We start from the raw sequence: 25,830 nt of genomic DNA on the forward strand, positions 1-25,830 counted from the left end.
GGTCTATACTGCTCGAAGACTTCACTGACGCGGCTGACGCGCCGGACATTACACAGACATGCTGCCCGAGGCAGGCTCGGGAAGCGTTCGCCGAGTTCCAGGTCAATCGTATAGAGATTGTATTCGCAGTTCTCGACAAGAACGAGGAGCGACGGCTCACAAGCCGCGATCTGAAGCGTGAGCTCGGTCCCAATGGAGCCACCGGCGCCGGTGATGAGAACTCGGCGGCCGCGGATGAGCCGAAGGATAGCTTCCCTATCCAACGCAGTCTGTGGCCGTTCCAGCAGGTCCGTCAGCTCGATTGACTTGAGTTCGAACGTGTTTTCTCGTTTGGCTCTTTTCAACTCCGTCATCTGTGACAGACGGGAAACGGCGATACCCAACGCCTCAGCCTCTTTGATGAGCTTTTCGGACGCGTCTTCCCCGAAAACGGATGGCGCCTCTGTGAAAATGAGGTGGCGAGGGAATGAGTTGGACGGACGCAGAGCCGCGGCAATCTTCTGGAAATCCGCCAGGGTTCCTAAAATCGGTACCCCCCGCAACATCATCCCTTCGCACGCGCCGGTCGGCTCTATGATACCAACCGGGCGATGGATGCAGCTGCGATCCCGACTAACTGCACGGAGATAGAGATCTGCCGCATCACTTGCACCGACAAGCAGTGTCGGTATTTTTTTCTCCTGCTCGGACTGTCGCCTTAACCAGATATGATTATCCGGTGCGGACAGCTCGTTGATCCGAAAGCTCAGCCGCGATCCCGACAGGAACAGTGAAAGGAGGAGGGCCTCCAGCAACAGTGCCGTGCGTGGTACGTCCTGCAGCCTCGTCATGAAAAACAACACGCAGACCAGAAGGGCGGTGGTTATGAGGACCGCCCGTAGAATGGTCCAAAGATCCGATACTGAGCCGTATCGCCAATTGCGGCTGTAGAGGCCAGCCATGGGGAATGTGACAGCACAAATCGCCAGATATTGGGGACCGGCAAATAGCAGGCTATTGACCAATTCCGGCCGTGCTTCGACATCCTCCAAGCCGTAGCGCGCGATGAATGCGAAGGTCAGCGCGAAGCATGCCGAAAGGAGATCGGTCGCGAACAGACGGGGAGCCTGCCTGATCTTTCGAACTTGCGAACGGACCGTTTTCTTAGATGCAATCATCGCCGCGTTGAAAGCGTCTGATATGCCGCCTGAGATCGTCTTCCATGTCGCTAAAATGTCGTCTCGTCGAACGAGTAACCCGCGCCGATGGACTGAGATGACTTTGTCGCCGCGTTCCATCCATGCATCCTCTTGCAACTCCAACGCGCCCCCGCTGTAGCGATGCGGTAACATAAGCTTCGATGCTGTGCCTTTATTCCCCAGCATTGACAGAAAAACTCAAGGTTTCCGCAACGTTTTGCGACGGTTCGATCGGAGCCGAGAGTGATTTAGTGACGGTACATCACCTATTTTTTTTGTAAAGGCACATTATATTAATGCTATATGCAAGTATTATATGCGCAGATCGAGTAATTAGTTATAGTTAGACCGACTATATATTAAATATTGGCGAGTCTGTTATATTTCAATCATTAGGAGATTATCTTCGCCCACACGCCCCGCCTTCATCAATGATTGCGCGTTTGGATGAGAACGTACCCGTTATGCGAGTACTTCTTTCCGAGGCGGTAGCCGCCCAGGCTACTCTTCAGAATGCGCGTCGGAGCCGCCTCACATCACCCGTGGTGACGTTGCGCGCCCTTGTAATGCTTTACAATGTGTGAGGGCGGCAGTGTTCGGTCTGATTTGCTGCCATAGAAGAAGACACCGCTTGCGCCATCCTCGGCATAGGGCGCAGGTATGAGCCGGTCCAGATATTGCATCCAGAAAAAGGCGAGCTTGGCAACCTTCCCGGCGGTAACGGAACGAAACAGGCTACGGACGAGATAATCTACGGACCACATGAACTGGATTCCGGGACCGCCGTTCGCTCCCGAGTCCAACCTTTCGAAGCGGCGAAAGAGATAGCGATGCCCGCTCTCGGTGAACCTTGTGAAGTCGAACGCGCCCTCGTGGACCTGCTGCATGAACGGGGTTTCGGCATAAACCAGGCCTTGGGGTCGCAATACGCGCCATATTTCAGCGACCACCTGGTTGGGTTGAAGGACGTGCTCGAGAACGGCTTGAACGATGGCTGCGTCGAAGAACTCATCCGGAAGCGGAATATGATGGGCATCCGCAACGAACTGTACGTTTGGCGTCGCGTAAATATCAAAGCTGTAAACGCGAATATCAGGATGCTCGTAAATCGGGTCCATCCCCTGCCCCACACTGCCGCCGCCAACAATCAGGAGCCGGACTGGTGGCGTTCTTCTTCCCAGATCGGCAATCAGACGTTTGACGTTGTTCCGAGTGCCTGCTTTCTGCGGTGAAAGAAGCCGCTTGATGCGAGCTTTCGCCCCATGATGTTTCTGGCGCGAGATCGGGCTATTGGCGTTGGCGGCGAATACCTCTTCTTCGACGAGCACGGAATCGGAAAAGTCGATCAGAATGGGTCTCCCCGCCACGATCTTGTAGTCTTTTTGGCTTTCAGGCGCCCCTTCAGTGCGTAGCGAATTCTCGCCGCTTCTGATCAATCTGGATCGGGTGACCGGGCAACGCAACGCGGGAAGACACTCTTCGACGGAAATCAGCATACCAACTCTCCCTGCCTCGAAGGTGGGTGCCTCCCGATTTCCCGCCTTCGCCGCCATCAACTCTTCACATTGGAGTTGCCGTCGGGCTCCAAACTGTCCCTCTCAAAAGTGGCGGACCTCGCGGTTCATCGCGGCAGACACCGCCTGCGCAAGGTGCTTTTCGTTGCGCTTCTCGCCGCACACCATAACTAGGCCGGTCTTGGCGATTATCAGTATGTCAGTGAGAAAATTTCGATGTTCGATGTACCAGAGATCCAGGTTCACCTTTTCATCGTCAGTGAGCTTGGCGTTTCCATTGACCTGTGCCCAGCCGGTCAGTCCGGGTTTAACCGAACAGCGCGCCAGTCCACGCTCGCCAAGGACCTCTATCTTATCCGGCAGGATTGGTCGTGGTCCTATGATACTCATCTCGCCCATCAAAACATTCCATAATTCCGGCAGCTCATCCAGCCGTGACCGACGCAGGACATGGCCGAATTTTCCCGTTCGCTCGGCATCGTTCAGAAGCCTTCCGTCGCGATTTCTCGCGGCATTCATTGACCGGAACTTAATCATCCTGAATGGCCGCCGCTCTTTCCCAGCTCTTTCCTGGCTGAAGATGACAGGAGAACCGAGAATGATCCTTACGGCCACGCCGAGCAGTAAGAGGATCGGCAAGGCCACGAGTCCGACGGTAATCGCGAACAGCACATCGAAGAGCCGTTTCAACATTTACCGTACCCCCTTTAAGGCCGAGACCGCAGTATCTGACGCTCGATTTCGGATCCGCCGCCAATCCGTTTCAAAATTTGAAAAGTGCCGGGTGGTAACAACTCGAAGAGCGTTCCGGCATTCCGTCGAGCGCTATTCGTTCGCGTCACGAGGAGAAGCGCCCCGGGGCCGCGCAGATAGGACCGGATGTTGGCAACCGCTTCATTGATCTGCCGTTCGCCAAAATAATTCAGATTAAGGATATTTGCCGCGCGGATAAAATCGAAGCGACCGGCAAACGCCGGCGCCCGCTTCATGATGTCGTTCTCCACGAAAAGGATGTCGCCGTCATTCGACAGCAGCCGCGTTGTCATCTGCACGACCTCGCTGCTGCCTGAGGCGATCAAAGCTCTTGCCCGAGCTCGCAACAGCCACCGGGCGAGCAGCCTTGGCACGAACGCCAACGTGACATAGTCGAGGCGGCGTATCCAGGGCCGGACAACGATCCCCCGGAAATCATACTGAAGAGGCCATCCTTCCGAATCTGCAAGCACGGTGAGTTGGGGCCAAGCGTGAACAATATGAGCGTTAATGAAGAGGTCGGTTGCTATTACTTTAGCGGAGGCGCCATTGCTCCGCAGAAAATTGGCGAATTCGACCGTCGTCACACCAGTTGACACCCCTATATCCAGAACTTCTCGCAGCGACCCCGACCGCTCCTTCACGAAAGGCTGAATAACCCGTTCGAGTTCGCTGAAACGGCAGGGCTGAGTGAACTTGAATGTACCGTTGCGCATCTTGAGCGCGGAAAAGAAGGCCGACTCCGCGGCTGGATCACAAGCTGAGGCTCCCTCTTTGGAAAAAAACTCGGTTGCTCTGAGCACCATGCATCTCCCGGCGAGTCGACGGTGAGCGCAGCCATGTCAGGGATCAAATTTTAGTATTTGAAGTTTGCGTAGTCGCATCCATCCGGCGGCGCCTAATGAATATTGCGCAAAAAGATGGAATGATCCAGATGACGATCTCGGACTATCTAATAGTCCGAAAGTATTACATAGCTGTTGATTCTCGATCACCGGTTGTTTTTCCTGAGTTCAGGAAATCGGCGTATTTCCGGACAACGACTTCCAACGCGTATTCTTCCTCGATGCGGCGCCGCGCGGCGCCAGCATATTCAACATAACGAGCCGGGCCGCTGTCGAGAAGCTTTTGTATCCCCGCGGCCAAGGCTGCGGGATCTCTGGGTGGTACCGCCAGTCCGCCGTCACCGATGAGGCTTGCAGCGTCACCGACGTCAGTAGTGACGACGGGCAGCCCATAGCTCATCGCCTCGGCTAGGACATTCGGGAAACCCTCGGTGCGCGAAGAAAGCGCGAGGATGTCTATCGATTGATAGAAGCCGGCCATATCCTCGATCTCGTCCAACAGCTCAACGCTCTGGCGCGGCAGGCCCGCGGCCGAGATCATCTGGGTGACGGCGGGATTTTGCCAGGAAAGTCCGCTTCCGGCAGCGACGAATGTGAGTTCGGGATGCGTTTGAAGGAGAAGGGCCGCTGCGCCGAAGAACGTCAAATGGTCCTTCTGCGGATGAAACCGCGCTGCAATGCCGATCCGCTTAGCCGTTCGTGGCCGAAGGCTGGGAAGCTGCGGCAGCTCAAAACCATTGGGTATGACAACGGCATTGCGCGTCTGGTAACCGGCTGCTGTGTGCATCCGCAGTGCTCTGGCTGAATTAAAGATAAATCCGGTAGGATGCCAGGACAGCCATTTTGCCATCGTCACAGCCACGCGTGAACTCCGCGTCATCGATGCCCAATCATCCAGCGACTGCCGGACGTTCCAGATGACGGGAGTGCCCGTGCGAGCCGTTAACGCCGAAAGCGTGCCGATGATCATCGCATGGTACATCCAGCACACGATGACACGCGGTCTCTCCCGCTTGATCAATTTTGCAAGTTTGAACGTAGCATTCGCCAGAGAAGTCAATCTCGTGGCTTTGAGCGCGACGTATTCGACGCGAGGATTGGCGGAGATCCTCAGGTTGCGTTCCGAGATTCCGATGAGTGATACAACCAGTATCCGCGTATCGTCTGACGAATGCAGCAGCCGCGCGAGCATGGTTTCGGCGCCCGCATGTGCGGTGAAGTTAGTGATGACATGCACGACATCTGCCCTGGCCACGATGCTCCTCCAGGTACCGGCAAGGCGGCACACTGCAACGCCTCTGGACAGCCGTTGCACACTCGTGTTTTTATAGGTTCAAAATGGATTTCCGTGAAGCCTCGCCTTTCTTGATACAATGCCACCGGGGTCTTGTCGCCTCGCTGGGTACAAGTCGATGTAATCCCGGGATTGCCGAATGCGGATCGTATTCGTCGGAGCTGTGGAAGGTTCCAGAGTCGCCCTGGCAGCGCTTTTAGCCTCGGGGTGCTCGCCCGCCCTCGTGATTACCCTGCCGCTCACCGCTGCTCAACGGCATTCGGACTTTGCCGATATTGCTTCGATGGCGGCCGCAGAAAACATTCCAGTCTGCTATACCACCGACATAAATTCCGCCGAGACTCTCGCGAGGATTGCCAGCGCCGATCCGGACATCATCCTAGTCATCGGATGGTCCCAGATATGCCGTCGCCCATTCCGCGAACTAGCCCGCATCGGCAGCATTGGCTTCCACCCGGCCGCCCTTCCCCAGCTGAGGGGACGCGGCGTCATTGCGTGGACCATTCTTCGCGGAGAGCAGACGGCGGGATCGACGCTTTTCTGGCTCGATGACGGTGTGGATTCCGGGCCGATCCTGCTGCAGCGGATTTTCGATGTGGCCCATAACGAGACAGCCCGCAGCCTTTACTCGAAGCAAATGCTGAACGTTCGGGAAATGGTCCCCCAAGCCGTCAAAATGATTGAAGCCGGCAGTGCGCCGGGGATCCCGCAAGATGAAACCCAGGCTTCTTATTGCGCGAGGCGCCGGCCTGAGGACGGCTTGATCGATTGGCGTCTGCCCGCAAGCTATATTGTGCGGTTCATACGGGCAGTAGGAGATCCCTATCCTGGCGCCTTTACGCATAGCGGAGGCAAGAGAATTTACATAGACGCGGCCGAGCTATTCCCCCACCCGGATCGATATATCGGCCTTCCCGGACAGATCCAAGCGGTGAGCGACTGCGGGTTCCTCGTCATGTGTGGCGACGGCAGGTGTATAGACGTCAACAGCTGGCGGCCCCGTAAACCCCGGCCGCCGATGCACAGTCACCTGCGGCGCGTCCTCTCTGCTTGAACGAAATCAGCAGTCGTCATTCTGCCGAAGCGCCGAAGGCACGGATGATTGAAGGGATATGCCAATGACGTCGGGAGCGATCAGCATCCTGATCTCGTCCGCTGGCCGAAGGGTCGCGCTCATTGAGTGCTTTCGAAAGGCAGCGAAAGAAATGGGAATCTCGCTGAGGGTCGTCGCGTCCGACCTCGAACCCGACATGAGTGCTGCCTGCCGCTCTGCCGATGCGCGATATGCAGTTCCGGCTGTCGGCGACGCCGGGTTCGTTCCTGCTTTGCAGGAGATAGCATCCCGCGAGCACATTCATCTCGTTATTCCCACGATCGACCCAGAACTCCTGCCGCTCGCCTATGCGTTCGAGGATTTCGCGGCCTTCGGCTGCCGCGTTCATGTGAGCCCCCCGGCGGTGATCGACATCGTTCGCGACAAACTCACGACGATAGCCGTGCTCGGGGCGGCCGGCGTCCCCGTTCCCCGTACCGTTGCGCTTGAAGACTTCGTCGCGGCCGGCGAATGGTCATGGCCGATCTTTATGAAGCCGAGGTCCGGAAGCGCCAGCCGGGCGATCAGGATTGTTGCCTCACCCGATGAGCTGCCCGCCAAGGTCAGCGAGCCCATGATTGCGCAGGAAAACCTCACGGGCCCGGAATACACGGTCAACGCCTTCATCGATGCTCGCGGCAGCTTGCAAACGGTGATCACACATCGCCGCATTCGCATCAGGGCCGGCGAGGTTGAAAAAGGCATCACCGAACGCCATCCGGAACATGCCGTCATCGCTCACGGTATCGTTGGGGCTCTGCCGGAACTGAGAGGCGTGTTCTGCTTTCAAATCATCGATGATGCAGCCCTGGGGCCGAAGGTCATCGAGATTAACGCGCGTTTCGGAGGCGGCTATCCACTGGCCGATTATGCCGGAGCACGATTTGCCAAATGGCTGCTTGAGGAAGTCTCGGGCCTGCCACCGAGCTGTCATAATGATTGGCGGGCCGGCGCGCTGATGCTGCGTTACGACCAAGCGATCTTTGTGGATGGCGCAGATGAGTGAGACACACGCCGTCCTCGTTTTTGATCTGGATGACACGCTCTATCTCGAAAGCGAATTCGCAAGGAGCGGGTTTGAGACAGCGGCCGCGTGGCTGGAGCAGGAGGTGGGAGTCACGAACTTTGCCGATTACTGCCACGCGATCTTCGCTGCAGGCAGGCGTTCACGCGTGTTCGACGAGGCACTTGCCGCTGCGGGCGTGGCCTGCGATCAGTCGCTCGTCGACAAAATGGTCGAGGTCTACCGGCACCATCTTCCCCGCATCGCCCTCGCCCCTGATGCACGGCAATATCTTTGCAATCCCGCACGGAGTGGTCGGACTGCCCTCATAACCGATGGCTATGTCGCAACACAAATGGCAAAGGTCAACGCGCTGAAGCTTGAGGAGTTTATTGACCATATCATCTATACGGACGCTTGGGGCCGCGAGTTCTGGAAGCCGCATCCAAGAGCGTTCGAAGCCGTGCAGGAATGGTCCGGCGTGCCGCCCTCGGATCTGGTTTACATCGCCGATAATCCGTCAAAGGATTTTATCGCCCCAAGGCAGCTGGGTTGGTGGACGATCCAGATTGCGCGCGTGGGGCGCATCCATATGCGGGAACACTCGATTCCCGACCATGGGGCCCATGCGGTGATCTCAAGTCTCCTCGATCTCGATACATGCCTTGCAGCGCTCCGCGCTCGTCGCGACGAGCGCTAAGGGACTAAGCATCCTCCGACTGCCTGACGAAGGCGTGCGCCAGAACGGCAGGTATAAGCAGCGGAACCGGCCAGAAGCGTCCATACATGTGCGGCATCCCATTCGCCATCGCCAAAAGCGCCGCGAGTGTCGCGAAGATACAAATCGCGTACCGAAGGCCGCCCTTCAGTCGCGCCGCGCTGATTGCCGGTCCGATGACGCTCAGGCACATCGCGACGAAGCCGAGCGCAGCGATCAAACCACCTTCCGTCCAGAGAAGCAGATAAACATTATGCACCGGCTGCCCGATGAAACTGAATTCTCTGTACTGGTCCGCTCCGAAACCCAGCAGGAGCGTCTCGCTCAGGTGACCGGACGCCTCCTGCATGAGTTGAATGCGATAGCCGAATGTTCCCGCCTGAGTGATATCTCCCGTCTCAACGGCGCTCAGCACGCGCCTTTGGAAAACTGTCGGCAGATAGTCATGCATCTGTGTTTCCACGATCAGTGGCACGCCGAGGCAGAACACTGCGGCAAGCACAGCCCTTCTCCACGTCAGATTGAACAAAAGGTAGATGCCGATGCCGATGCCGAAGCCAAGAAGTCCCGTGTTCGAGCCGGTCAGGAGAAGGCCATATGCCAGGAGGGCGAACGCAACGAACGCGACAAGCCTGTTGATCTTGCCCAACGACACGAGCAGGAACAGGATTGGGACCGCCAGTGCGATTACGGCGGCGCATTCGTTCTCCCTCTCCATGAAACCGCTGAAACGCCCGTTTCCGCTGACGAATTGCGTATTCTTCGCTCCTACGACGTGAATGAGATAGATGCCTTGAAGGCAAATGGTGACTATCGAAAGAACGTAGAGTTTCGCGGCGGTGACGAGTTCTTCGTAGGACCTTCCCCCCAACACGAGCAGTATGATGAAATAGGCATAAAAATATTGCAGAACGACGATAAGCCCGCGATCCGGCGCTGGGCTTGCGATGCTGCTTGCCATCAGTCCTAGAAGCAGCAAAGCAAGCCCGAAGCACCAAACCGCTGTACTCTGTCTGCCGAGGGAATCGATCGCGATATGCCCGTTTATGGCGGCAAACGAGAAGCAAACCAGGAAAGCCAGGTCAGCGACGGTGAAATATACGTAATCAGTTCGGAAGTAATTCATCGAGCAGAAAAATATCGCCGCGAAAAATGCATATGACTCGATAGACCGGGAGAATGACGCGCCTGTAGGCTGCTCGTGAGCATATGTGGGCTCACTGAGTTCGCCAGCCGATGTAACATCATTTGAGTTCATCGCTAACTCCTCCGCCGTCCAGACTATTCTAAATTACCTGAGAGCGAAGTATCGTCACCTAATCGGGTTAGCCCCGATCACTTCCGAAAAATGTCAGAACGCCATTCCCTGTGAGGTTGACACGCGGCGCATCAATGCATGTACCATTAAGCACAAGTTGCGAGACGCAGGCTTCACGGCCTTTAAGCAAGCCGGAGAGGGCCACCACGTGCTAGCCCAGCAGGGCATCTCCGCCTTGGTGCCTGGCTAGGCCTCTTGTTTCGCGTCATTGGAGCCTGTTTTCATAACACGGAGAGAAGAATATGTCGCATGACCACGAGCACGGACCTATCGACTGGCGCGAACAGGGGGTGAAGGTGATTCCGGGTAATTCGCTCGATCCGAATACGGCGCAGACACCCGGCATGAACCGCGCGGCCGCGGTCAACCAAGCGCGTGCCGGTGCGGAAAAAATCTGGGCCGGAACGGTGACAATTCATGCCAATGCCAAAACAGGCCCGCACCATCACGGCGATCTCGAGAGCATTATCTATGTCGTCAAAGGCAAGGCGCGGATGCGCTGGGGCGAGAATCTCGAGTTCGTCGCAGAGGCCGGCCCCGGCGATTTCATCTACGTCCCGCCTTATGTTCCGCATCAGGAAATCAACGCCAGCCGCGATGACATGCTCGAGTGCGTGATTGTCCGCTCCGGCCAGGAGCCCATCGTCGTGAATCTGGACATCGAGCCTGCGGAAAAGCCCGAAGAGGTGCGCTGGATAGACCCTGTTCACAGAACCTGAATGTATCGGGCTCTCTCGCAACCGGACTACGCAGCCAGCGCTTCCGTCAATCCGACAGCCCTGGGCCATATTGGTGCCGGCTCCACGTTCACAGAGCAGGCATGCACATTTTCGAGGTGACAGCCGGGCGTTTGTCTGCGATGAAGATCGCAGTGAGAGACAGGGGCGTTCGTTGCAAGACGGGCTGAGAAGCACCCTTCGAACCTGAACCGGATCATGCCGGCGGAGGGAGTCGCTCGGAGCCCCTTTCTTCTTGTTGGCCAGGCTCCACGCGTCTTTGCCCCGTCGGAAAAGGGGCAAAATGCAGACACAAAACTCGCCTGGAAAACTCCTTGCAGCAATGCGCGCTTCGGCGCCGCTCGTTCATTGCATCACCAACTATGTCGCGATGAATATCGCGGCCAACGTTGTGCTCGCCGCAGGCGCCTCCCCCGCCATGGTCCATGCCGAAGAGGAAGCCGGCGAGTTTGCCGCGATCGCCGGCGCGCTGACCATCAACATCGGAACGCTGTCCGCGAATTGGCTGAAGGGTATGCAAAATGCGGCCAGATCGGCGGTAGCAAACGGCAAGCCTTGGGTTCTCGATCCGGTTGCCCATTATGCAACCGGTTTCCGCCGGCAAGCCGTGGCGCTGCTTCTGGACCTGAAGCCGGCGATCATTCGAGGTAACGCGTCGGAGATCATCGCGCTCGGCGGCGGCGAGAGCCGCGGCCAGGGCGTCGACAGCCGTGACCCGGTCGAGCAGGCGGAAGAGGCCGCGCGCAGCCTCGCCAGACAATACGGCAGCGTAGTAGCCGTCACCGGAGCGGTCGATTTCGTCACCGATGGAACGAGGGCCTGTCGAATTGCGGGCGGATCGCCACTGATGCCACAAGTTACGGCTCTCGGCTGCTCGCTGACCTGCCTCGTCGGGGCCTTCGCCGCGACGGTCCCTGATGAACCTTTCGACGCCACCGTGGCGGCGCTCGCCAGTTTTGCGGTCGCAGGCGAAAAGGCTGCAGCCCGGGCGGACGGTCCGGGCTCTTTCGGATGGCGTTTCCTTGACGCGCTTGCTGGGTTGGACGCTGCGACGCTTGATGCGGAAGCGCGGGTGACGGCGGCATGAAGCGCTTCGATCTTTCTCTCTATCTCGTTCTCGATCGAGACCTTTGCGCCGGCATCGGCATGGTCGAAACGGCCCGCGCCGCAGTTTCCGGAGGGGCGACCATCGTACAGCTTCGGGACAAACATGCCGCTACGGCAAGCATGATCGAGACCGGCAGGGCACTGAAAGCGGCGCTTACCGGAACGGGCGCGCTTTTGATCGTCAACGACGACGTCGAAGCCGCAATTGCGATCGGTGCGGATGGACTGCATGTCGGCCAGAACGACATGCACGCCCGCAACGCCCGTGAGCGCATTGGCCCATCGATGATCCTTGGTCTTTCGGTCGAAACCGAAGAGCTGGCGGCGGCCGTCGATCCCGCGATCATCGACTACGCCGGCATAGGCCCTGTCTTCGCCACATCGACCAAGCCGGATCACGAGCCGCCGATCGGCATCGACGGATTGGCGGCGCTGGTGAAAGCCTGCCCCGTACCGGCAGTCGCGATCGGCGGCCTCAAGGCGAGCCATACCGGTCCGGTCCTTGCGGCAGGGGCCAAGGGCCTCGCGGTGGTTTCCGCCATCTGTGGGATGCCCGATCCGCGGCAAGCCGCTGCCGGCATTGCCGAAGCCATCAGAAAGGCAGGCGCATGATCTACAACGTTCTTTCCATCGCCGGCTCCGACCCTTCGGGCGGCGCAGGCATCCAGGCTGATCTCAAGGCCTTTTCTGCGCGAGGTACCTACGGCATGGCCGTTCTGACGGCGTTGACGGCGCAGAATACGCGCGGCGTTTCCGGCGTCCATCTCGTCCCGCCCGAATTCGTCGCCGAACAGATCCGCATGGTCTTCGCCGATGTCCGCGTCGATGCTGTCAAGATCGGCATGATTGCCAATGCGCCGATTGCCGAAGCTGTCGCCGATGCGCTTTCGCCGCACCGCGGCGTTCCCGTTGTCCTCGATCCGGTGATGATCGCCAAGGGAGGTGCGGCCCTGCTCGACGTTACGGCGATCGACGTCCTCAAGAGCCGCCTTCTGCCGCTCGCAACGCTGCTCACCCCCAATCTGCCTGAAGCGGCAGCCCTTCTTGGAGAGAGGCCGGCCGAAACCCGTGAGGCCATGGCGCTGCAAGCGGAAAGGCTTCGCGCCCTCGGCCCCGCTGCCGTTCTCGTCAAAGGCGGACATCTTGAGGGCGCGGAGAGCCCCGATGTGCTCGCGAGCGAAAACGGCATCACCTGGTACGAGGCATCGCGGGTCCCTACGAAGAACACCCACGGCACCGGCTGCACGCTGTCGAGCGCGCTTGCCGCCGAACTGGCAAAGGGTGCACTGCTGAAAAATGCCGTGACCACGGCCAAGCACTACCTGGCTGAGGCCGTTGCTTCGGCAGATTCGCTTAGCGTCGGCGAGGGTCACGGTCCGGTTCAGCATTTTCATCAGCTCTGGAAGTAAAAGGATATTCAAATGAGCCTGCCGATCAGCGAGCAGACAGTCATCGTCACCGGCGCCGGACGCGGCTTCGGTGCCGCAATCGCAACGGCTTTCATTCGCGAAGGCGCAAAGGTTGCCGTCAATTATCGCGCCAGCGGAAAGGAAGCCGAGACGCTTGCCTTGAAGCTTGGCAGCCGGGCGAGAGCATTCCAGGCGGATGTCCGCGATGCCTGCCAGGTGAAACAGCTCGTAGACGACGTCACTGCGGCCTTCGGCGCGCCGACGACGATCGTTCACAACGCACTCGCGGACTTCAGCTTCAACGGCGATGCCCGCCCCAAACTCGACCAGATCACCTGGGAGGGGATGACCTCGCAGCTCGACACCGCGGTGAAAGGCGCGTTGAACCTCATTCAGGCCGCCCGTCCAGCGATGGCTGCCGCGGGCTTCGGCCGCCTTGTCACGATCGGCACCAACCTCTTCCAGAACCCGGTAGTACCCTATCATGACTACACGGCCGCCAAGGGCGCATTGCTTTCGCTGACGCGGACGGCGGCGGCTGAGCTCGGACCGCTCGGCATCACGGTGAACATGGTTTCCGGGGGGCTGTTGCGCACAACGGATGCAAGCAGTGCCACCCCTGGGGCCGTCTTCGATCTGATCGCAGCGAGCACGCCGCTTCGCCGCGTCACGACACCGGAAGAAGCGGCCGATGCGGTCCTTTTCTTCGCAAGCCCCTGGGCACGCGCCGTAACCGGCCAAAACCTCATCGTCGACGGTGGACTTGTCTTCGGCTAGAGCGCCTGCATACCGCCGGTCTCGCACTCTTGCTTGAGAGGACGCCGATCTTCCGGCGCGGCGCCAATTGGGCGGCGCGCTGAACCCGCTGGCTTCCAAGGGAAACACTCCCGCTGATGTGATCGAAGATGCAGGAACAAACGGGCCGTTTGTGATATTCTCGCCGGGTTGATCAACCTGGGAGGAATTTGATCATGCGCACGATCATCGCGGTGACTTCGATTGTCTTTCTCGGCATAGCTGGTCCCGTGTTGGCGCAATCCAATACGGGCATGGATTATACAGGCCGCTTCGACGGCACTCCCCCTCTCGGCACCTCGCCGGAATACGACTCCATGAATCGGCTCGCCTTCCCCATCGATACCATGCCGACGGGCAGTATCGATGTCGTCATACCGCGCGACAGGTTGGATGCCGCCCGTTGCCCGCCGCCGAAGCGTGGTGTCGCGCCCAAGACCAGCCGCTACGGCCAGGCTTGCCCCTGACTAGGAAAAACAGCCGCTGCGGTGCCCCTACGTCAATTTGTGTCTCACTAGCGTGCGTTTCATGCTAGGGGGGCACGAATTTACGTGAGGCATTGCCGCTATGCTACCTTGGATACAGCTCGACTCCGCGACCATCCCCGGGGAGGGTGGGGAATTGCGCCTCAAGCAACGAGGTGGCGAGTTCTCCATCATGCTCGGGTCCAACGAGTTGATGAACAGCCGTCTCAGCGGCTCCGAGGAAGCGCTTGCAACCCTTTCCTATGAGCGGATCAAGAGCCGGAAACACCCGAGAGTTCTCATCGGCGGCCTCGGCATGGGCTTCACGCTCCGGGCCGCACTTGCTGTCCTGCCGGCAGATGCCGAGGTGGTTGTTGCTGAGCTGGTGCCGGCGGTCGTCGCCTGGGCTCGCGGTCCGATGGCAGACGTTTTCAAGGGATGTCTCGACGATCCGCGAGTCTTGATCCAGCAGGGCGATGTCGGCGAAGTGATCCATTCGGCGAGCGTGAGCTTCGACGCAATCCTGCTCGACGTCGATAACGGCCCGGATGGACTGACCCGCAAATCCAACGACCGGCTCTACGATTTCAACGGCATCCGTGCCTCTCGCCACGCGCTTCGTCCCGGCGGCGTGCTTGCGATCTGGTCCTCGGCGCCCGATCCGGGCTTTACCCGCAGGCTGCGCGACAGCGGATTTTCGGTGGACGCGGTCAACACGCGCGCCAACGGCAAACGCGGTGGCGCGCGGCATGTAATCTGGCTAGCCGTCAGGTAGCTGCTCAGCCGCCGGCAGCAAATGTCCGGGCAGCAGCAATCGATCTGGCGGCGCCGCTGCGCAACTGCGCTGTGTCCGCACTTGGTATCGCAAGATCGCAGCCAAGTTTCAGCAAAGCGCCCGCGCGTGCGCCATCGCTGCCGAAGGCGCATACAAACTTCTTGTGGGCGCGGCAGCGGGCGATGATATGCGCCAGCGCTCTGTCGATTTCGTCGGTATCCGGCGCAAGCTTTGCCCCATTTGAGAGCGCGATCGAAAGATCGGCAGGTCCGACGAAAATGCCGTCGATGCCTTCGACACCAAGAATGCCGTCGACCGCCTCAAGGGCAGCCCGTGTCTCCACCATGGCAATTGTGAGTGTCAGCTGGTTGGCCGTGCGAAGGTACTCATCCGCCGAAAGCCTCATGTGGTTGAGCGCCAGCGTCGGTCCCCAGCTACGCTCGCCGAGCGGCGGGTATTTCGTGAACTTGACCAAAGCCTGCGCGTCTGCGACCGAATTGACCATCGGAGCAATGATACCGGTACAGCCGGCGTCAAGAAGACGTGACGCAACGGCAAAATCGCCGACCGGGATACGGGCGATCGCGGGCTTTCCGGCGGAACGGCATTGACCGACGGCATTCGATGCCGATGCCATGTCCCACATCCCATGCTGCATGTCGAAAACGACGGAATCGAAGCCTTCCTGCGCGAGGTGGTGGACAAACATAGGTTCGGGTATTCCGACCCAGGCGGAAAGCAGGCCGCCATGCCCGCCCGTCCTGATCTTCTCTGCAAAGCCGTCGATTGCCGATACTTCCGTCATGCCATTCTCCCTTCAACGCTCAAGAGAGCGTATTGCCAGTCTTCTCTTCGATGAATGATTTCCGCAGGCGCGCCACGAAACGGTCACTCGGCAAATCCTCCGGCATCCCCGCCCTCCTCTATCGCCCGCATCCTAGGCAACGAAGCCTTGGAACTTCAAATGAAATCTCCACGAATTGTCGCTTCAGCCGAAAGCGCCGCGCCGAGCAGCGCTTCGTCGCAATTGGCCGGCGCCGACAACAGGAAGCCGACCGGCATTCCCGCATCGCCGGTGCCGCAGGGGATCGATACTCCGCACCAATCGAGAAAGTTGCCAAGCATCGTGTTACGCAGCGTCTTGGCATTTGTCGCAACAAAGAGATCGTCATCCGTCTCAAGGGGTGCGATCGGCGGAGCCACATGGGCGACGGAAGGAAACGCCACCAGCCTGTCACCGATCAGGCGCTGGCTTTCAGCAATGAGCCGCTCGCGCAGTTCCAGGATCGCTATGTACTCCGGCATTGAGGTCTTATCGCCGAGGCGCGTGCGCATGACGACGCGCCGATCCATATCGGCGGCTTCCGGCCCGGACAGGCGGTCGCGATGCAGCGCAAAGGCTTCCGCGGTCACCAGCGCTCCATGTCGAGCCATTGCTGCCAATATCTCGTCGAATGCTGGCATTTCCACACGGCTGATGACGGCGCCTGCCTTTACTAGGCGTTCCATCGCCGCATCGAAGGCAGCCGCCACTCCCGGCTCGACGCCATCGAAGACCACATTCTGCGGAACGGCAATCTCGATGCCCTTCAGCGAACGGGCGCGCACCTCCGGCGCCGTACGGCCGCGCATTGCAGCGTCGATCCAGACCGCGTCCTGGACCGTTCGGCAGAGCGGACCGAGCGAATCCAGGCTCTTGGCAAGCGGAAAGACGCCATCCATGGCATAGCGGCCACGGGTGGCCTTGTAGCCCACGACGCCGTTGAAGGCAGCCGGGATACGTACCGACCCGCCGGTGTCGGTTCCCATCGCGACCGGCGCGAGGCCAGCAGCGACGACGGCGCCCGCACCCGAGGACGACCCACCCGGGATACGAGGCATGTCCTTTCCGTGAGGGTTGTGCGGCGTGCCGTAATGCGGATTGATGCCGAGACCGGAGAAAGCGAATTCGCTCATATTCGTTCGCCCGAGGGCAATCATCCCCGCCTGTTTCAGCGCAGTGACGACTGCTGCGTCTTGCGCGGCGGGTGCGGCACTTGCCAAAACCTTCGAACCTGCCGTCGTTGCGATCCCTTCGATGTCGAAGAGATCCTTCCACGCGATTGGAATACCATCAAGCAGCCCTAGTGAGCGGCCCTCGCGGATTCGCTTGGAAGAGGCTCGGGCCTCATTCATCGCGCGCTCCTTCAGGAGCACCGTGAAGATCGCCTTGTCCGGGTGGCTTTCGATTTCCTCGAAAATTGAAGCTACGACTTCGACCGGGTCGGCGGCGCGGCTTTGAATAAGAAGAGAGAGTTGCGCGACGGACATCGCACCGAACGACTTGGTCATGGGAGAATCCGAAAAATGATCATCTTGACTCGAAATATCGCGGATCGCAGCCATGAGTCACCCCTGTTTATCGCGATCCCGGCAATTGGTTCGATTTTATGAACACTGAGTTTGCGGATCGGCACTTCAACTCCATTCGTCGGAAGACCACATCACGGCCGCACGTAGGAACAACGCCGGCTAACATATTTTGGATGTGAACGGCCCCTGCCGTGCAGCAGGAGCAATGAAATGACACATGATACTTGGAGCCGCGGCGATGTACCGGCGCATCACACAACGGATGACGAAGCAACCGGCGAGGGCGAGCGCGGCTACGTGGAACATCTCAGCGCCCGCAAGCTTTCGGTCGCAGAGCGACTGGTCGTGGCAGGGGCCTTGGTCCTCCTCGGTTTCGCCGGGCTGACTGCCCATCTCGGCTCTCCGGAATCCCAAACTACCGCTACGGCAGGTGCTGCGCCGGCGGCTGTGTCGGAGCCCTTCGAGAGTTCGGATTCCTGCCGCGAATACAGCCCCTATCCGGACAGAGAGTGCTGACGAGGATTCTGACCGAAATCACCGGCATGGAAATCTATCGTCTTCAATGTGTTTCAGACGACAAGGAGAAGGATGATGACCGATGATATTGATTTTAATCTCGAGCGCTTCATCGATGCGCAGAACGGCGTTTACGATGGCGCCCTGGAAGAGCTCCGATCGGGGCGGAAGCGCTCGCACTGGATGTGGTTCATCTTCCCCCAGATTGCCGGGCTCGGCTCGTCGGCAATGGCCGAAAAATATGCGATCCGCTCGGTGGAGGAGGCCGCCGCCTATCTAGCCGATCCCATTCTGGGCAGTCGCCTCGTTCGCTGCGTCCAGGCCATCCTCTCGGTCGAAGGCCGCACGGCTCACGAAATCCTCGGTTCTCCGGATGATCTCAAGTTGCGTTCTTCCCTGACGCTTTTTGCAGCCGTCAGCGACGCCGGTTCGCGCTTTCATGAAGCGATCAACCGGTTCTACGACGGGAAGTTCGATGAACGTACGGTCGAAATCCTGAACGCCCTAACCTAGGGTCAGGAATTAGCCGCTAGGTGAGCGTTCCAGTTCGGCAATCTCCTCGGAGACTTCATTGATGCGCTCGCGCAGCTCAGAGTCCGTACCATCGTCGACTTCCTCCTCGCCGAAGCAGTTGCGCGCAACGTGAAGTTCAAGCTTGGCTTCCAGCTCGGCGCGCGTCGCATACAGACGATGGAGATAGGTGTAGTTCATATCTCTTCCGTTTCGATATTGAACTTAGACCCCGTTGGGAGAAACGATCTCGAAAATGGAAGGTTCCGATGCGGCCGCAACCTCAGCAGAGCGACGCAATTGCCGTGTTGCAGGCTTTTGAAAAGTGGCTGCAGCAGCCGCCGCTGCCCATCGCCTGCCGGGTGACGCGGGCGCCCTCGAACAGAAGCATCAGCGTATCGGCAAGAAGCTGCGGCTCGTGGGCTCCCGCGGCGGAACAGAGCGCGGCCAGGCGCTGACGCTGCCCGGCCTTGTGGCGTTCTATCACGTCATGGGCAGGATGCCCCTGCTCCTTCAGTTCGATTGCCGCATTGGCGAGATCGCAACCTGCCGGTTCGCCACTCAGACAGTCGGCGCGCGCCTGAACCCATGCGTCGAGTTGCGCGCGAGGATTACCCGGATGCGCCAGCTCGAGATCACGCCAAATCTGTTCGGCTTTTTCTGAGGCGCGGCGTAGCGTCTCGCAGACCAGTTCATCCTTCGAACCGAAATGCCGGTAGAGCGTCATCTTGTTCGTGAGTGCCGCGTCCGCGATCGCATCGACACCGATGCCGCGGATGCCATGCTCCCGAAAAAGCTCCGACGCCGTCGAAACGATGCGTTCCCTTGGGGGAATTTTCTCATCTGTGAGAGCTTGGGAGATGTCTTGCGAAGTTTCTGATTTTTTTACGGACGAAGTCCTTGACATCGATGTGACCGATCGGTAACAAATGAGCTGTTACTTACCGGTAACACCGCTGTTCGCCGAAGTCAATGCCGAGAGAGCTGGCGGCGGAGCGGAGCACGGGCGACTTGCCCACGAAAGGAGGAATGAGCCATGAGAAAGCGCAATGACCTGACGATATCCGAAGCCCTTCACGACCCGCTGATCGCCATGGTGATGCGCGCCGATGGCGTAAAGCTTGAAGAATTCAAGCAACTCCTTGAGACGGCAGCCCGCAAACGGGAATCCAAGGTAGGTAACTTTATTAATGCGATAGCCAACCGGAACGGCACGAACCCCGCGACGGTTTGCTGCTTCTGCTAGCTCCCCCGGGGACATTCCCTGCCCCGTGCGAAAGCCGCCGCCTTCCCCCAGCGGCGGCTTTCGCTGTTTTGGCACGCCTTACTGCTCGAAGAGCATATAATCGATCCGCTGCAAACGATCCGGATCGGCGATCGCTTCGATCCTTGAAATCTTGTCGCCATCAAAGGCGATTTTAACAACGATGAGCAGCTGATCCTGGATGCGGACGATGAAACCCAACCCGCCTTCCACGAAGGCAGGTAGCGCGCCGCGTGCCCGCCCGTTGAATGCGTTGGCAACCGCCTGTGAACCCTGCAGTTCGCCGATATCTCTCAAACGCACGGCCGTTGCATCGAGCGCGAAAACCACGTCGGGATGGAGAAGCGAAAGCAGCGCCTGGAAGTTGCCGTCGCGCGAAGCGGCTAGGAAGGCGCTGACGACCTTTTTCTTATTCTCGACGTCGGCCTCGCGCACCTCCGTCTTTCCCTGCACACGCCGGCGCGCACGGCTGGCGAGCTGCCGCGTGGCATCCGAGCTGCGGCCGATGATTGGTGCAATCTCATCGAAGGGCAGGTCGAACATGTCGTGCAGCACAAAGGCGACGCGTTCGGCCGGAGTCAGCTGCTCCAGCACGACGAGAAGCGCCACACCGACGGAATCTGCGAGCACTATTTCCCGCTCGGGGTCGGCAGACCTTCCCATATCCGCAATCGTGTCATGCACGGGCGGATCCAGCGGATCTTCGCGTCGCGATTTCTTGGAACGCAGCATGTCGAGGCAGATGCGAGCAACCACAGTCGTCAGCCATCCGCCGACATTGCCGATCTCACCTGTACCAGAGCGGCTAAGCCTGAGCCACGCCTCCTGAACCGCGTCGTCCGCTTCGGTGTGCGAGCCAAGCATGCGATAGGCCACCGCATTCAGATGCGTCCGGTACGCTTCGAACTGGTCGGTCAGAAATTTTTTCTCATCCATCGGTCACATCCTCCTCGCGTGGTCCGTCAACACCATGACGAACGAATGCAGGCCGATGTGACAGCGGCCGGCCTCGTCATCGCTGAACCGACGAAATAGACAAGGAGACATATCATGCAATCGAGAATGGGAAATCCGGCCGTCGTTCTTCCGGAAGCCATGCAGGCGCTCATGGCACTAAGCGACGTTCCTCTTAAGGTCGGGCTCTCTCCCAAGCTCCTGGAACTCGTCAGTCTGCGCGCTAGCCAGATCAACGGCTGCGGGGTTTGCGTCGACGGTCATCCGCGCATTGCCCGCAAGCTTGGCGAGACGGACGAGCGGCTTTTTGCGGTATCGGCCTGGCGCGAGGCGCCCTACTTCTCCGATGCCGAGCGCGCCGCGCTGGCCCTGACCGAGGCTGTGACTCGCCTCAGCGACCGCGCCGACCCCGTGCCAGACGGGATCTGGGACGAAGCCACGCGCCATTTCGACGGCAAGAGCCTCGCCGCTCTCGTCATCGCCATCGCCAACATCAATGTGTGGAACCGGCTGAACGTCGCCACCCGGCAGATCGCCGGCGAGTGGAAGCCCTGATCCAGCACCGGCCGCCGCTCGATGAAGCGGCGGCCGCGGAGCCTTGGGAGGCTTTGTCGACGTTTTTCAGATGATGCCGCCGCCACCGGCTGCCGAAGCGGGACGTTCGACGGAGACCTTCCTGCGATAATCGCTTGCCCGGTAAGTCGCGACCGGATCGATGGCACCGCCTGCACGGCGGCGGGCTTCGGCGAGGACCGGCTCCACATCGGCGCGGTAGGCGCGCTTCAGCGTCTCGGTCGCCATCAGCGCATCATTCTCATCCTGATAGCCGGACAGCGCCTTGCGGTCGACGATCAGCGCCTGCGCGTAGGCGCGGCGAATCTCGTTGGCGCTGTTGATCAGGCTCTCGATGGGATCGGTGACGTTATGCGACTGATCGATCATATGCGCCGGGCGGAAGTCCTTGACGCCCCGATGTTCGGCGTCGACCAGCTCGTTGAAAACCAGGAACAGGCGATAGGGCTCGATGGCCCCGGCATCGAGATCATCGTCGCCATATTTCGAGTCGTTGAAATGAAAGCCGCCAAGCTTTCCGAACTGGATCAGGCGGGCCACGATCATTTCAATATTCGTGTTCGGCGCGTGATGGCCGAGATCGACGAGGCATTGCGCCTTCGGCCCCAGCGTCTGTGCGATCAGGTAGTTGGTACCCCAGTCCTGCACCACCGTCGAATAGAAGGCGGGCTCGTACATCTTGTGCTCGGAGAAGAGCCGCCAGTCGTCCGGCAGCGCCTTGTAGATTTCCGCCATTGCGGCGAGATAGCGCTCGAAGGCCTTGGTGAAATTGCTCTGGCCAGGGAAGTTCGAGCCGTCGCCGATCCAGACTGTCAGCGCCTTCGAGCCGATCGCCTTGCCGATCTCGATGCATTCTAGATTGTGCTCGACCGCCTGAGCGCGCGTCGCGGCATCCGTATGGCTCAGCGAACCGTACTTATAGGAGTGCTTCTGGCCGGGCGCGTCGGAGAAGGTGTTTGAATTCATCGCATCGAAGCCCAGGCCCAGAGCATCGCCCTTGGCCCTCAGCTCCTTCGCGTCGGTCTTGTCCCACGGAATATGCAAGGAGACCGTCGGCGTTGCCTGCGTCAGTTGATGAATGACGGCGCAATCGTCCAGCTTGTCGAAGATGCCGCGCGGCTCTCCGGTTCCGGGAAAGCGGGCAAAACGCGTGCCGCCGGTGCCGACGCCCCAGGAAGGAACGGCAACGAAGAATTCGGAAACCTTCTTTGTGATGGCGTCGATATCGACGCCGCGACGGGAAAGCGTAGCGCCGAGCGCATCGTAATCTTCCTTGAGCGCTTTTGCGCGCTTGTCGTTTTCCTGCGCAATGACGTCCCGCGCGATCTTCAGTTCAGTCATGATTTCCTCCCGATATGTCGCCTTCTCTTCTCCCCTTGGGGAGAAGGTGGCCCGAAGGGCCGGATGAGGGGGCCTACTCACCGGAATACCCATGGGCCTTTCGCTACCCGTTCAAGGCACGCCTCACTTCGCTCGGCATCCCCTCATCTGCCCTAACGGGCATCTTCTCCCCGCTGCTGGGGAGAAGGGAAACTTTACCGCCCTACCGCGTAAAGCTCTGGGCGTTGCCGGCATCCACGTTGATGATGTTGCCGGTGGACTTCGCCGAAAGATCCGAAGCGAGAAAATAGATTGCTTCGGCAATATCTTCCGGGAAAACGTTAAGCTTCAGCATCGAGCGCTTGCGGTAATGTTCCTCAAGTTCGTCCACCTCGATCTTCGACGAGGCAGCGCGCTGTTCGCGCCATTCGCCACTCCAGATCTTGGAGCCGCGCAGCACCGCATCCGGGTTCACCGTATTGACGCGAATGCCTGCCTCTGCCCCCTCCAGCGCCAGGCAGCGGGCAAGATGGATTTCGGCAGCCTTCGCCGTGCAATAGGCCGCGGCGTTCGGCGAGGAAGCAAGACCATTCTTCGACGCGACGAAGACGACGTTGCCGCCGAGGGCCTGCCTGCGGAACAAGCGGAAGGCTTCGCGGGAGACCAGGAAATAGCCGGTCGTGAGAATGTCGATGTTCTTGTTCCACATCGAAAGCTCGGTGCTTTCGATCGGAGCGGAGGAAGCGATACCCGCGTTCGAAACGAGGATATCCACACCGCCGAACTCAACGCAGGCTTCCGCGAAGGACGAGATCACCGCGTCTTCCTTGGTGACGTCGAGCTTGACGCCGCGAACCGCATCGGCGCCGAACTGCTCGGCGAAATCAGCCTTCGTCGCCTCCAGTGCTTCCTGGTCGATGTCGGCCAGAACCACGCAGGCGCCCTCGCCTACCAGGCGCGCCGCCGTTGCACGGCCGATGCCGCCGGCGCCGCCGGTAACGAATGCCACCTTGCCGGCAAGGCTCTTCGGCTTCGGCATGCGCTGAAGCTTCGCCTCCTCGAGCAGCCAGTATTCGATATCGAAGGCCTCCTGTTCCGGCAGGCCCTGGTATTCAGAAACCGTCGAAGCGCCGCGCATGACATTGATCGCGTTGACGTAGAATTCGCTGGCGATGCGGGCGGTTGCCTTGTCGCGGGCAAAGGACAGCATGCCGACGCCCGGAACGAGGAAGATCACAGAGTTCGCATCGCGCATGGCGGGCGAATTGTCGTGCTTGCAGTCATTGTAATAGCGGGCGTAATCGGCGCGGTAGTCTTCCAACGCCTTGTCGAGGCCGGCAACGATCGCATCGATATCCGGTTTGGCCGGATCGAAATCGATGATCAGCGGGCGGATCTTCGTGCGCAGGAAGTGGTCCGGGCAACTGGTACCAAGCGCGCCGAGCGGACGAAGCTCCTTCGAATTGACGAATTCGAGCACCGCATCCTGATCGTCGAAGTGGCCGAGCTTGCGCTCCTGCTTGCCGATCCGGCCGCGGATTTCCGGCATCAGGCGGGCGGCGATGGCACGCCGCTCGGCAACCGGCAGGCTTTGCACCGCTGCTCCGCCGAAGATCGTCTTGTTCTCGGTCTGCTCGGCAAACCATTTGATTGCTGTGTTGATGATGTCGAGCGTCAGCGCGTAGCAGGCCTTGGCGTCATTCGCCCAGGTGAACAGGCCATGGCTTTCGAGAACCACGCCCTTGGCATTGGGGTTCGCCTTGACGAAAGCTTCGAGATCGAGACCGAGCTGGAAGCCCGGACGACGCCACGGCAGCCAGCCGATTTCATCGCCGAAGATCCGCTTTGTCAGTTCCTTGGAATTCTTGGAAGCGGCGATGGCGATGATCGCATCCGGGTGCATATGATCGACATGCGTAAAGGGCACGAACCCGTGCAGCGGCGTATCGATGGAAGCGGCGCGCGCATTCAGGTTGAACGTGCAGTGCGGCAGAAAGCCGACCATACGGTCTTCGTCTTCGACACCCTTGTAGATGCTCTTCAAGGACTCGAGCTTTTCCTGATAAAGCGTTGCGAAACCGTCGAGTTTGATCGTTCCGACGTCGCCGCCGGAGCCCTTGACCCAAAGAACCTTGACCTTCTCACCGGTCAGCGGATCGGTCTCCATCACCTTAGCGGAGGTGTTGCCGCCGCCGTAATTGGTGATGCGCTTGTCTGCACCCAAGAGATTCGAGCGGTAGAGCAGCTTGCCGGGCTCATCGAGCCTCGCCGCATAAGAGTCGTCCCAACGGTTCTCAAGAAGCCGGACGGTGGCTGCCATTTCATCCTCCCTTGTGTCTTCAGCGCGGACAAAATCCACGTTCCTTCCGATCATGGTATCGCTCATCAAAACGCGCGCTGTCAATCGAAAACGATCAAAAACCGTTATTGTGCAGCGCAATATGAATATTCTTGAGCGTTTTTGATTGACAGCTTTTAACGGATGCGAAATAAATATGACTAAGGGAGGAGCCCAATGCACGAACGCGAACGCCATCGCATCATCTTGAGCGCGGTACAGGAAAAGTCGGTCGTCACGATTCAGGACATTGCTGAATTGACCGAGGCTTCCGAGGCCACGATCCGTCGAGATATTGCGGCCCTCCATGTGCAGGGCAAGATCCGGCGCGTGCGGGGCGGAGCCGAAGCCGTGCATCCGCCGCAGCTCGGCAATCTTGCAGGGCGGCCCTTCAAGGTCTCAGAATCGCTCAATATCGATAAGAAGCGTGCAATTGCTCGCGCGGCCGTCGATCTCTGCGATCCGGGCGACGCCATCATCATCAATGGCGGCACCACGACGTTCCAGATGGTGCATTACATGTCCGGGCACCGCATGCAGGTCATGACGAATTCCTTCGCGATCGCCGAGCACTTGGTCAAGCACTCCAAGAACACGGTGACCGTGCCGGGCGGGGTCATCTATCGCGAGCAGAGCCTCATCCTGTCGCCCTTCGACAATGACGCGATCCGCAATTTCTATGCGAGGCGCTTTTTCATCGGCGCACAGGGCGTCGGCCCGCTTGGCGTGATGGAGGCTGACGCGCAGATTATTCAAAGCGAACAGAAGCTGATGCATCAGGCCGACGAACTCGTCGTCATGGTTGATTCCAGCAAGTTTCGCCGCCGGTCGAGCCTCATTCTATGCCCGCTCGATCGCATTTCGACGATCATCACCGATGATGGCATTACAGAGGAGGCCGTCAAGATGATCGAAGACGCAGGCGTTACGCTCGTGGTTGCGAGCGTCGGCCTGCAAGTTGTGAAGGAGGATTCCTCGTCGGTCGCATAAGAGGCGCCGG

28 protein-coding genes and 1 riboswitch are annotated in these 25,830 nt (G+C 59.4%); of the genes, 15 read left to right on the plus strand and 13 right to left on the minus strand.

Annotated features, from left to right (window positions below):
• The 5 genes from ACPYOI_RS20505 to ACPYOI_RS20525 form a co-directional block, all read right to left on the minus strand.
• The coding region (locus tag ACPYOI_RS20505; protein WP_481423302.1) for a nucleoside-diphosphate sugar epimerase/dehydratase at positions 1-1,277 on the minus strand (1,277 nt) is incomplete at its 3' end.
• 437 nt (positions 1,278-1,714) lie between these two features.
• A complete protein-coding gene (locus ACPYOI_RS20510) occupies positions 1,715-2,674 on the minus strand; it encodes a class I SAM-dependent methyltransferase (RefSeq protein WP_481418579.1) in 960 nt (319 codons plus the stop codon).
• Between the two features lie 102 nt (positions 2,675-2,776).
• Positions 2,777-3,385: a sugar transferase gene (locus tag ACPYOI_RS20515; RefSeq protein ID WP_481418578.1), complete on the minus strand. Its 609-nt coding sequence runs from the start codon at positions 3,383-3,385 to the stop codon at positions 2,777-2,779.
• Between the two features lie 14 nt (positions 3,386-3,399).
• Complete coding sequence (locus ACPYOI_RS20520) at positions 3,400-4,251, minus strand: ATP-binding protein (protein WP_481418577.1); 852 nt, start codon at positions 4,249-4,251, stop codon at positions 3,400-3,402.
• 163 nt (positions 4,252-4,414) lie between these two features.
• A complete protein-coding gene (locus ACPYOI_RS20525; protein ID WP_481418584.1) occupies positions 4,415-5,482 on the minus strand; it encodes a glycosyltransferase in 1,068 nt (355 codons plus the stop codon).
• 241 nt (positions 5,483-5,723) lie between these two features.
• On the opposite strand from ACPYOI_RS20525, the gene ACPYOI_RS20530 reads away from it, so the two are divergent.
• The 3 genes from ACPYOI_RS20530 (at position 5,724) to ACPYOI_RS20540 (ending at position 8,380) form a co-directional block, all read left to right on the plus strand.
• Positions 5,724-6,638 carry a methionyl-tRNA formyltransferase gene (locus ACPYOI_RS20530; protein ID WP_481418576.1) on the plus strand — a complete coding sequence of 305 codons (915 nt, stop codon included), beginning with the start codon at positions 5,724-5,726 and terminating at the stop codon, positions 6,636-6,638.
• A gap of 64 nt (positions 6,639-6,702) precedes the next feature.
• Complete coding sequence (locus tag ACPYOI_RS20535) at positions 6,703-7,683, plus strand: ATP-grasp domain-containing protein (RefSeq protein WP_481418575.1); 981 nt, start codon at positions 6,703-6,705, stop codon at positions 7,681-7,683.
• Positions 7,676-8,380, plus strand: a complete 705-nt coding sequence (locus ACPYOI_RS20540) for an HAD family hydrolase (RefSeq protein ID WP_481418574.1) — start codon at positions 7,676-7,678, stop codon at positions 8,378-8,380. The genes ACPYOI_RS20535 and ACPYOI_RS20540 overlap by 8 nt, the downstream gene beginning before the upstream one ends.
• A gap of 4 nt (positions 8,381-8,384) precedes the next feature.
• On the opposite strand, the gene ACPYOI_RS20545 is transcribed toward ACPYOI_RS20540, so the two are convergent.
• A complete protein-coding gene (locus ACPYOI_RS20545) occupies positions 8,385-9,359 on the minus strand; it encodes an O-antigen ligase family protein (RefSeq protein WP_481418573.1) in 975 nt (324 codons plus the stop codon).
• 599 nt (positions 9,360-9,958) lie between these two features.
• Between ACPYOI_RS20545 and ACPYOI_RS20550 the strand changes: the two genes are divergently transcribed.
• From ACPYOI_RS20550 to ACPYOI_RS20580, 7 genes are all read left to right on the plus strand, one after another.
• Positions 9,959-10,435 carry a cupin domain-containing protein gene (locus ACPYOI_RS20550; RefSeq protein WP_481418572.1) on the plus strand — a complete coding sequence of 159 codons (477 nt, stop codon included), beginning with the start codon at positions 9,959-9,961 and terminating at the stop codon, positions 10,433-10,435.
• Between the two features lie 151 nt (positions 10,436-10,586).
• A riboswitch (TPP riboswitch) is annotated at positions 10,587-10,683 on the plus strand.
• A gap of 53 nt (positions 10,684-10,736) precedes the next feature.
• Positions 10,737-11,540: a hydroxyethylthiazole kinase gene (thiM, locus tag ACPYOI_RS20555; protein WP_481418571.1), complete on the plus strand. Its 804-nt coding sequence runs from the start codon at positions 10,737-10,739 to the stop codon at positions 11,538-11,540.
• Positions 11,537-12,172, plus strand: coding sequence for a thiamine phosphate synthase (thiE, locus tag ACPYOI_RS20560; protein ID WP_481418570.1), 636 nt, complete (start codon positions 11,537-11,539; stop codon positions 12,170-12,172). The genes thiM and thiE overlap by 4 nt, the downstream gene beginning before the upstream one ends.
• Positions 12,169-12,969 carry a bifunctional hydroxymethylpyrimidine kinase/phosphomethylpyrimidine kinase gene (gene thiD, locus ACPYOI_RS20565; protein WP_481418569.1) on the plus strand — a complete coding sequence of 267 codons (801 nt, stop codon included), beginning with the start codon at positions 12,169-12,171 and terminating at the stop codon, positions 12,967-12,969. The genes thiE and thiD overlap by 4 nt, the downstream gene beginning before the upstream one ends.
• Positions 12,970-12,981: 12 nt before the next feature.
• Positions 12,982-13,746, plus strand: coding sequence for a 3-oxoacyl-ACP reductase (locus tag ACPYOI_RS20570; RefSeq protein ID WP_481418568.1), 765 nt, complete (start codon positions 12,982-12,984; stop codon positions 13,744-13,746).
• 194 nt (positions 13,747-13,940) lie between these two features.
• Positions 13,941-14,231: a hypothetical protein gene (locus ACPYOI_RS20575; protein WP_168833772.1), complete on the plus strand. Its 291-nt coding sequence runs from the start codon at positions 13,941-13,943 to the stop codon at positions 14,229-14,231.
• Between the two features lie 100 nt (positions 14,232-14,331).
• Complete coding sequence (locus ACPYOI_RS20580; RefSeq protein ID WP_481418567.1) at positions 14,332-15,003, plus strand: spermidine synthase; 672 nt, start codon at positions 14,332-14,334, stop codon at positions 15,001-15,003.
• Between the two features lie 4 nt (positions 15,004-15,007).
• Here ACPYOI_RS20580 and ACPYOI_RS20585 read toward each other — a convergent pair whose 3' ends face one another.
• Together ACPYOI_RS20585 and ACPYOI_RS20590 are read right to left on the minus strand one after the other, a co-directional pair.
• A complete protein-coding gene (locus tag ACPYOI_RS20585) occupies positions 15,008-15,808 on the minus strand; it encodes an HpcH/HpaI aldolase family protein (RefSeq protein ID WP_481418566.1) in 801 nt (266 codons plus the stop codon).
• A gap of 155 nt (positions 15,809-15,963) precedes the next feature.
• Positions 15,964-17,334 (minus strand): amidase, encoded by a 1,371-nt coding sequence (locus ACPYOI_RS20590; protein WP_481418565.1) that lies wholly within the window; start codon positions 17,332-17,334, stop codon positions 15,964-15,966.
• A gap of 231 nt (positions 17,335-17,565) precedes the next feature.
• On the opposite strand from ACPYOI_RS20590, the gene ACPYOI_RS20595 reads away from it, so the two are divergent.
• Entirely contained in the window at positions 17,566-17,871 is a 306-nt protein-coding gene (locus ACPYOI_RS20595; protein ID WP_481418564.1) for a hypothetical protein, read from the plus strand.
• A 75-nt stretch (positions 17,872-17,946) separates the two neighbouring features.
• Positions 17,947-18,384, plus strand: coding sequence for a DUF1810 domain-containing protein (locus ACPYOI_RS20600; RefSeq protein ID WP_481418563.1), 438 nt, complete (start codon positions 17,947-17,949; stop codon positions 18,382-18,384).
• 9 nt (positions 18,385-18,393) lie between these two features.
• Here the strand turns inward: ACPYOI_RS20600 and ACPYOI_RS20605 are convergent, their stop codons facing one another.
• Both ACPYOI_RS20605 and ACPYOI_RS20610 read right to left on the minus strand, forming a co-directional pair.
• On the minus strand, positions 18,394-18,582 hold the full coding sequence (locus ACPYOI_RS20605) for a hypothetical protein (RefSeq protein ID WP_481418562.1): 189 nt from the start codon (positions 18,580-18,582) through the stop codon (positions 18,394-18,396).
• Positions 18,583-18,664: 82 nt separating this feature from the next.
• The gene (locus ACPYOI_RS20610) at positions 18,665-19,288 is read right to left on the minus strand and encodes a TetR/AcrR family transcriptional regulator (RefSeq protein ID WP_481418561.1); all 624 of its coding nucleotides are present in this window, start codon (positions 19,286-19,288) and stop codon (positions 18,665-18,667) included.
• A 129-nt stretch (positions 19,289-19,417) separates the two neighbouring features.
• Here ACPYOI_RS20610 and ACPYOI_RS20615 point away from each other — a divergent pair, with 129 nt between their 5' ends.
• The gene (locus ACPYOI_RS20615) at positions 19,418-19,627 is read left to right on the plus strand and encodes a hypothetical protein (RefSeq protein ID WP_481418560.1); all 210 of its coding nucleotides are present in this window, start codon (positions 19,418-19,420) and stop codon (positions 19,625-19,627) included.
• A 78-nt stretch (positions 19,628-19,705) separates the two neighbouring features.
• Here the strand turns inward: ACPYOI_RS20615 and ACPYOI_RS20620 are convergent, their stop codons facing one another.
• Positions 19,706-20,581, minus strand: coding sequence for a sigma-70 family RNA polymerase sigma factor (locus ACPYOI_RS20620; RefSeq protein WP_481418559.1), 876 nt, complete (start codon positions 20,579-20,581; stop codon positions 19,706-19,708).
• 114 nt (positions 20,582-20,695) lie between these two features.
• Between ACPYOI_RS20620 and ACPYOI_RS20625 the strand changes: the two genes are divergently transcribed.
• Positions 20,696-21,154 (plus strand): carboxymuconolactone decarboxylase family protein, encoded by a 459-nt coding sequence (locus ACPYOI_RS20625; protein ID WP_168830260.1) that lies wholly within the window; start codon positions 20,696-20,698, stop codon positions 21,152-21,154.
• 66 nt (positions 21,155-21,220) lie between these two features.
• Here ACPYOI_RS20625 and rhaI read toward each other — a convergent pair whose 3' ends face one another.
• Both rhaI and ACPYOI_RS20635 read right to left on the minus strand, forming a co-directional pair.
• The gene (gene rhaI, locus ACPYOI_RS20630) at positions 21,221-22,513 is read right to left on the minus strand and encodes an L-rhamnose catabolism isomerase (RefSeq protein WP_481418558.1); all 1,293 of its coding nucleotides are present in this window, start codon (positions 22,511-22,513) and stop codon (positions 21,221-21,223) included.
• A 202-nt stretch (positions 22,514-22,715) separates the two neighbouring features.
• Complete coding sequence (locus tag ACPYOI_RS20635) at positions 22,716-24,812, minus strand: bifunctional rhamnulose-1-phosphate aldolase/short-chain dehydrogenase (RefSeq protein WP_481418557.1); 2,097 nt, start codon at positions 24,810-24,812, stop codon at positions 22,716-22,718.
• A gap of 195 nt (positions 24,813-25,007) precedes the next feature.
• Here ACPYOI_RS20635 and ACPYOI_RS20640 point away from each other — a divergent pair, with 195 nt between their 5' ends.
• Positions 25,008-25,820 (plus strand): DeoR/GlpR family DNA-binding transcription regulator, encoded by an 813-nt coding sequence (locus ACPYOI_RS20640; RefSeq protein WP_481418556.1) that lies wholly within the window; start codon positions 25,008-25,010, stop codon positions 25,818-25,820.
• The last annotated feature ends 10 nt before the right edge of the window (positions 25,821-25,830 follow it).

It is taken from the genome of Rhizobium sp. SVR5-2C, from assembly GCF_056755115.1.

Excerpts from the sequence above, each read along its gene's own strand:
- ACPYOI_RS20540 (WP_481418574.1), top strand. The coding sequence starts at position 7,676 with ATGAGTGAGACACACGCCGTCCTCGTTTTTGATCTGGATGACACGCTC.
- ACPYOI_RS20635 (WP_481418557.1), bottom strand. The coding sequence starts at position 24,812 with ATGGCAGCCACCGTCCGGCTTCTTGAGAACCGTTGGGACGACTCTTAT.
- ACPYOI_RS20590 (WP_481418565.1), bottom strand. The coding sequence starts at position 17,334 with ATGACCAAGTCGTTCGGTGCGATGTCCGTCGCGCAACTCTCTCTTCTT.
- ACPYOI_RS20535 (WP_481418575.1), top strand. The coding sequence starts at position 6,703 with ATGACGTCGGGAGCGATCAGCATCCTGATCTCGTCCGCTGGCCGAAGG.
- ACPYOI_RS20510 (WP_481418579.1), bottom strand. The coding sequence starts at position 2,674 with ATGCTGATTTCCGTCGAAGAGTGTCTTCCCGCGTTGCGTTGCCCGGTC.
- ACPYOI_RS20585 (WP_481418566.1), bottom strand. The coding sequence starts at position 15,808 with ATGACGGAAGTATCGGCAATCGACGGCTTTGCAGAGAAGATCAGGACG.
- ACPYOI_RS20520 (WP_481418577.1), bottom strand. The coding sequence starts at position 4,251 with ATGGTGCTCAGAGCAACCGAGTTTTTTTCCAAAGAGGGAGCCTCAGCT.
- thiM (WP_481418571.1), top strand. The coding sequence starts at position 10,737 with ATGCAGACACAAAACTCGCCTGGAAAACTCCTTGCAGCAATGCGCGCT.
- ACPYOI_RS20610 (WP_481418561.1), bottom strand. The coding sequence starts at position 19,288 with ATGTCAAGGACTTCGTCCGTAAAAAAATCAGAAACTTCGCAAGACATC.
- ACPYOI_RS20615 (WP_481418560.1), top strand. The coding sequence starts at position 19,418 with ATGAGAAAGCGCAATGACCTGACGATATCCGAAGCCCTTCACGACCCG.
- ACPYOI_RS20530 (WP_481418576.1), top strand. The coding sequence starts at position 5,724 with ATGCGGATCGTATTCGTCGGAGCTGTGGAAGGTTCCAGAGTCGCCCTG.
- ACPYOI_RS20550 (WP_481418572.1), top strand. The coding sequence starts at position 9,959 with ATGTCGCATGACCACGAGCACGGACCTATCGACTGGCGCGAACAGGGG.
- ACPYOI_RS20515 (WP_481418578.1), bottom strand. The coding sequence starts at position 3,385 with ATGTTGAAACGGCTCTTCGATGTGCTGTTCGCGATTACCGTCGGACTC.
- ACPYOI_RS20545 (WP_481418573.1), bottom strand. The coding sequence starts at position 9,359 with ATGGCAAGCAGCATCGCAAGCCCAGCGCCGGATCGCGGGCTTATCGTC.
- thiD (WP_481418569.1), top strand. The coding sequence starts at position 12,169 with ATGATCTACAACGTTCTTTCCATCGCCGGCTCCGACCCTTCGGGCGGC.
- rhaI (WP_481418558.1), bottom strand. The coding sequence starts at position 22,513 with ATGACTGAACTGAAGATCGCGCGGGACGTCATTGCGCAGGAAAACGAC.
- ACPYOI_RS20580 (WP_481418567.1), top strand. The coding sequence starts at position 14,332 with ATGCTACCTTGGATACAGCTCGACTCCGCGACCATCCCCGGGGAGGGT.
- ACPYOI_RS20575 (WP_168833772.1), top strand. The coding sequence starts at position 13,941 with ATGCGCACGATCATCGCGGTGACTTCGATTGTCTTTCTCGGCATAGCT.
- thiE (WP_481418570.1), top strand. The coding sequence starts at position 11,537 with ATGAAGCGCTTCGATCTTTCTCTCTATCTCGTTCTCGATCGAGACCTT.
- ACPYOI_RS20595 (WP_481418564.1), top strand. The coding sequence starts at position 17,566 with ATGACACATGATACTTGGAGCCGCGGCGATGTACCGGCGCATCACACA.
- ACPYOI_RS20600 (WP_481418563.1), top strand. The coding sequence starts at position 17,947 with ATGACCGATGATATTGATTTTAATCTCGAGCGCTTCATCGATGCGCAG.
- ACPYOI_RS20570 (WP_481418568.1), top strand. The coding sequence starts at position 12,982 with ATGAGCCTGCCGATCAGCGAGCAGACAGTCATCGTCACCGGCGCCGGA.
- ACPYOI_RS20620 (WP_481418559.1), bottom strand. The coding sequence starts at position 20,581 with ATGGATGAGAAAAAATTTCTGACCGACCAGTTCGAAGCGTACCGGACG.
- ACPYOI_RS20625 (WP_168830260.1), top strand. The coding sequence starts at position 20,696 with ATGCAATCGAGAATGGGAAATCCGGCCGTCGTTCTTCCGGAAGCCATG.
- ACPYOI_RS20640 (WP_481418556.1), top strand. The coding sequence starts at position 25,008 with ATGCACGAACGCGAACGCCATCGCATCATCTTGAGCGCGGTACAGGAA.
- ACPYOI_RS20525 (WP_481418584.1), bottom strand. The coding sequence starts at position 5,482 with ATGCTCGCGCGGCTGCTGCATTCGTCAGACGATACGCGGATACTGGTT.
- ACPYOI_RS20605 (WP_481418562.1), bottom strand. The coding sequence starts at position 18,582 with ATGAACTACACCTATCTCCATCGTCTGTATGCGACGCGCGCCGAGCTG.